This window comes from Streptococcus sp. CCH8-C6 (genome assembly GCF_001557225.1).
Taxonomy (GTDB): Bacteria; Bacillota; Bacilli; order Lactobacillales; family Streptococcaceae; genus Streptococcus; species Streptococcus sanguinis_C.
Genome location: NZ_LSJN01000022.1, coordinates 1 through 5,123 on the forward strand (window position 1 = coordinate 1; position 5,123 = coordinate 5,123).

Here is a 5,123-nt window from a genome sequence, read left to right on the forward strand (position 1 = left end):
GCTAAGCGACTACCATATCTCACAGGGGGCAACCCCCAACTACTTCCGGCGTTCTAGGGCTTAACTGCTGTGTTCGGCATGGGTACAGGTGTATCTCCTAGGCTATCGTCACTTAACTATTGAATTAACTGTCCTGTCGTCTCAGACAAGCCTTGTCAACTCAAAATTGAATACAATATCAAATCTAACATTTCTCTAAACCATTCGCTGCACTCTGATGAAGCTCTTATTCTAGGATAAGTCCTCGAGCGATTAGTATTAGTCCGCTCCATGTGTCACCACACTTCCACTTCTAACCTATCAACCTGATCTTCTCTCAGGGCTCTTACTAACTTGCGTTATGGGAAATCTCATCTTGAGGTGGGTTTCACACTTAGATGCTTTCAGCGTTTATCCCTTCCCTACATAGCTACCCAGCGATGCTCTTGGCAGAACAACTGGTACACCAGCGGTAAGTCCACTCTGGTCCTCTCGTACTAGGAGCAGATCCTCTCAAATTTCCTACGCCCGCGACGGATAGGGACCGAACTGTCTCACGACGTTCTGAACCCAGCTCGCGTGCCGCTTTAATGGGCGAACAGCCCAACCCTTGGGACCGACTACAGCCCCAGGATGCGACGAGCCGACATCGAGGTGCCAAACCTCCCCGTCGATGTGAACTCTTGGGGGAGATAAGCCTGTTATCCCCAGGGTAGCTTTTATCCGTTGAGCGATGGCCCTTCCATGCGGAACCACCGGATCACTAAGCCCGACTTTCGTCCCTGCTCGAGTTGTAGCTCTCGCAGTCAAGCTCCCTTATACCTTTACACTCTGCGACTGATTTCCAACCAGTCTGAGGGAACCTTTGGGCGCCTCCGTTACCTTTTAGGAGGCGACCGCCCCAGTCAAACTGCCCGTCAGACACTGTCTCCGTAGATGATAAACCTACCGGGTTAGAGTGGCCATAACACAAGGGTAGTATCCCAACAACGCCTCCATCGAAACTGGCGTCCCGATTTCATAGGCTCCTACCTATCCTGTACATGTGGCACAGACACTCAATATCAAACTGCAGTAAAGCTCCATGGGGTCTTTCCGTCCTGTCGCGGGTAACCTGCATCTTCACAGGTACTAAAATTTCACCGAGTCTCTCGTTGAGACAGTGCCCAAATCATTACGCCTTTCGTGCGGGTCGGAACTTACCCGACAAGGAATTTCGCTACCTTAGGACCGTTATAGTTACGGCCGCCGTTTACTGGGGCTTCAATTCATACCTTCGCGTTACCGCTAAGCACTCCTCTTAACCTTCCAGCACCGGGCAGGCGTCACCCCCTATACATCATCTTACGATTTAGCAGAGAGCTGTGTTTTTGATAAACAGTTGCTTGGGCCTATTCACTGCGGCTGACCAAAGTCAGCACCCCTTCTCCCGAAGTTACGGGGTCATTTTGCCGAGTTCCTTAACGAGAGTTCTCTCGCTCACCTGAGGCTACTCGCCTCGACTACCTGTGTCGGTTTGCGGTACGGGTAGAGTATGATACAACGCTAGAAGCTTTTCTTGGCAGTGTGACATCACTCACTCGCTACTAAACTTCGCTCCCCATCACAGCTCAACGTTACAGGTATAAGCATTTGACTCATACCACGCCTCACTGCTTAGACGTACATCCAATCGTACGCACGAGTTAGCCTACTGCGTCCCTCCATCACTTCATACTCTAGTACAGGAATCTCAACCTGTTGGCCATCGGATACACCTTTCGGTCTCTCCTTAGGTCCCGACTAACCCAGGGCGGACGAGCCTTCCCCTGGAAACCTTAGTCTTACGGTGGACAGGATTCTCACCTGTCTTGCGCTACTCATACCGGCATTCTCACTTCTATGCGTTCCAGCGCTCCTCACGGTACACCTTCTCCACACATAGAACGCTCTCCTACCATACCTATAAAAGGTATCCACAGCTTCGGTAAATTGTTTTAGCCCCGGTACATTTTCGGCGCAGGGTCACTCGACTAGTGAGCTATTACGCACTCTTTGAATGAATAGCTGCTTCTAAGCTAACATCCTAGTTGTCTGTGCAACCCCACATCCTTTTCCACTTAACAATTATTTTGGGACCTTAGCTGGTGGTCTGGGCTGTTTCCCTTTCGACTACGGATCTTAGCACTCGCAGTCTGACTGCCGACCATAATTCATTGGCATTCGGAGTTTATCTGAGATTGGTAATCCGGGATGGACCCCTCACCCAAACAGTGCTCTACCTCCAAGAATCTTTATGTCGACGCTAGCCCTAAAGCTATTTCGGAGAGAACCAGCTATCTCCAAGTTCGTTTGGAATTTCTCCGCTACCCACAAGTCATCCAAGCACTTTTCAACGTGCCCTGGTTCGGTCCTCCAGTGCGTTTTACCGCACCTTCAACCTGCTCATGGGTAGGTCACATGGTTTCGGGTCTACATCATGATACTAAAGCGCCCTATTCAGACTCGGTTTCCCTACGGCTCCGTCTCTTCAACTTAACCTCGCATCATAACGTAACTCGCCGGTTCATTCTACAAAAGGCACGCTCTCACCCATGAACGGGCTCGAACTTGTTGTAGGCACACGGTTTCAGGTTCTATTTCACTCCCCTCCCGGGGTGCTTTTCACCTTTCCCTCACGGTACTGGTTCACTATCGGTCACTAGGGAGTATTTAGGGTTGGGAGATGGTCCTCCCAGATTCCGACGGGATTTCACGTGTCCCGCCGTACTCAGGATACTGCTAGGTACAGAATCTATTTAAAATACGAGGCTCTTACTCTCTTTGGCTGACTTTCCCAAGTCATTCTTCTATAAATTCTGAGTCCACATTGCAGTCCTACAACCCCGAAGAGTAAACTCTTCGGTTTGCCCTCCTGCCTCTTCGCTCGCCGCTACTAAGGCAATCGCTTTTGCTTTCTCTTCCTGCAGCTACTTAGATGTTTCAGTTCACTGCGTCTTCCTCCTCATTTCCTTAACAGAAATGGGTAACAGGCATCAACCTGTTGGGTTCCCCCATTCGGACATCCCCGGATCAGTGCTTACTTACAGCTCCCCGAGGCATTTCGTCGTTTGTCACGTCCTTCATCGGCTCCTAGTGCCAAGGCATCCACCGTGCGCCCTTACTAACTTAACCTTATTTTGACCTTTCAGTCTTAAACTCATTAATATTCACAGCGTTTTCGGTTTATTTTCTTGTTACTATTTGATATCGGTATTCAATTTTCAATGGACAAGTTCTTTATCTAGTCAAACTAGATAATGGAGCCTAGCGGGATCGAACCGCTGACCTCCTGCGTGCAAAGCAGGCGCTCTCCCAGCTGAGCTAAGGCCCCACATAGCCCTCTCAAAACTAAACAAGACCCAAGTGCATTCCGTGTGTCCTTACGGACTCCTTAGAAAGGAGGTGATCCAGCCGCACCTTCCGATACGGCTACCTTGTTACGACTTCACCCCAATCATCTATCCCACCTTAGGCGGCTGGCTCCTTACGGTTACCTCACCGACTTCGGGTGTTACAAACTCTCGTGGTGTGACGGGCGGTGTGTACAAGGCCCGGGAACGTATTCACCGCGGCGTGCTGATCCGCGATTACTAGCGATTCCGACTTCATGTAGGCGAGTTGCAGCCTACAATCCGAACTGAGACTGGCTTTCAGAGATTAGCTTGCCGTCACCGGCTTGCGACTCGTTGTACCAGCCATTGTAGCACGTGTGTAGCCCAGGTCATAAGGGGCATGATGATTTGACGTCATCCCCACCTTCCTCCGGTTTATTACCGGCAGTCTCGCTAGAGTGCCCAACTGAATGATGGCAACTAACAATAGGGGTTGCGCTCGTTGCGGGACTTAACCCAACATCTCACGACACGAGCTGACGACAACCATGCACCACCTGTCACCTCTGTCCCGAAGGAAAACTCTATCTCTAGAGCGGTCAGAGGGATGTCAAGACCTGGTAAGGTTCTTCGCGTTGCTTCGAATTAAACCACATGCTCCACCGCTTGTGCGGGCCCCCGTCAATTCCTTTGAGTTTCAACCTTGCGGTCGTACTCCCCAGGCGGAGTGCTTAATGCGTTAGCTGCGGCACTAAGCCCCGGAAAGGGCCTAACACCTAGCACTCATCGTTTACGGCGTGGACTACCAGGGTATCTAATCCTGTTTGCTCCCCACGCTTTCGAGCCTCAGCGTCAGTTACAGACCAGAGAGCCGCTTTCGCCACCGGTGTTCCTCCATATATCTACGCATTTCACCGCTACACATGGAATTCCACTCTCCCCTTCTGCACTCAAGTTAAACAGTTTCCAAAGCATACTATGGTTAAGCCACAGCCTTTAACTTCAGACTTATCTAACCGCCTGCGCTCGCTTTACGCCCAATAAATCCGGACAACGCTCGGGACCTACGTATTACCGCGGCTGCTGGCACGTAGTTAGCCGTCCCTTTCTGGTAAGATACCGTCACAGTGTGAACTTTCCACTCTCACACCCGTTCTTCTCTTACAACAGAGCTTTACGATCCGAAAACCTTCTTCACTCACGCGGCGTTGCTCGGTCAGGGTTCCCCCCATTGCCGAAGATTCCCTACTGCTGCCTCCCGTAGGAGTCTGGGCCGTGTCTCAGTCCCAGTGTGGCCGATCACCCTCTCAGGTCGGCTATGTATCGTCGCCTTGGTGAGCCGTTACCTCACCAACTAGCTAATACAACGCAGGTCCATCTGGTAGTGATGCAATTGCATCTTTCAATTAATTATCATGCAATAATCAATTTTATGCGGTATTAGCTATCGTTTCCAATAGTTATCCCCCGCTACCAGGCAGGTTACCTACGCGTTACTCACCCGTTCGCAACTCATCCAAGAAGAGCAAGCTCCTCTCTTCAGCGTTCTACTTGCATGTATTAGGCACGCCGCCAGCGTTCGTCCTGAGCCAGGATCAAACTCTCATTAAAAAGTTTGAGTTCGCACTCATTACTGTCCACTGACAGATTTATTTTCGTTTTTTTGACAGGTTACATATCTCTATGTCACCCTGCACTTGGTTCGTCTTGTTCAGTTTTCAAAGGGCTTTGTCTTTCGCGACAACTATATTAGTATATCACCTATACCACCCAACTGTCAATACCTTTTTT

At 50.2% G+C, this 5,123-nt stretch carries 1 tRNA gene and 3 rRNA genes; all 4 read right to left on the reverse strand.

Annotated elements, in window-relative coordinates:
* A 5S ribosomal RNA gene (rrf, locus tag AX677_RS02620) occupies positions 1 to 116 on the reverse strand.
* Between the two features lie 116 nt (positions 117 to 232).
* A 23S ribosomal RNA gene (locus tag AX677_RS02625) occupies positions 233 to 3,132 on the reverse strand.
* A gap of 126 nt (positions 3,133 to 3,258) precedes the next feature.
* Positions 3,259 to 3,331 (reverse strand) — tRNA-Ala (locus AX677_RS02630).
* Positions 3,332 to 3,395: 64 nt separating this feature from the next.
* Positions 3,396 to 4,943, reverse strand: a 16S ribosomal RNA gene (locus tag AX677_RS02635).
* Together the 16S, 23S and 5S rRNA genes with 1 tRNA gene alongside form the textbook arrangement of a ribosomal RNA operon.
* Positions 4,944 to 5,123: the final 180 nt, after the last annotated feature.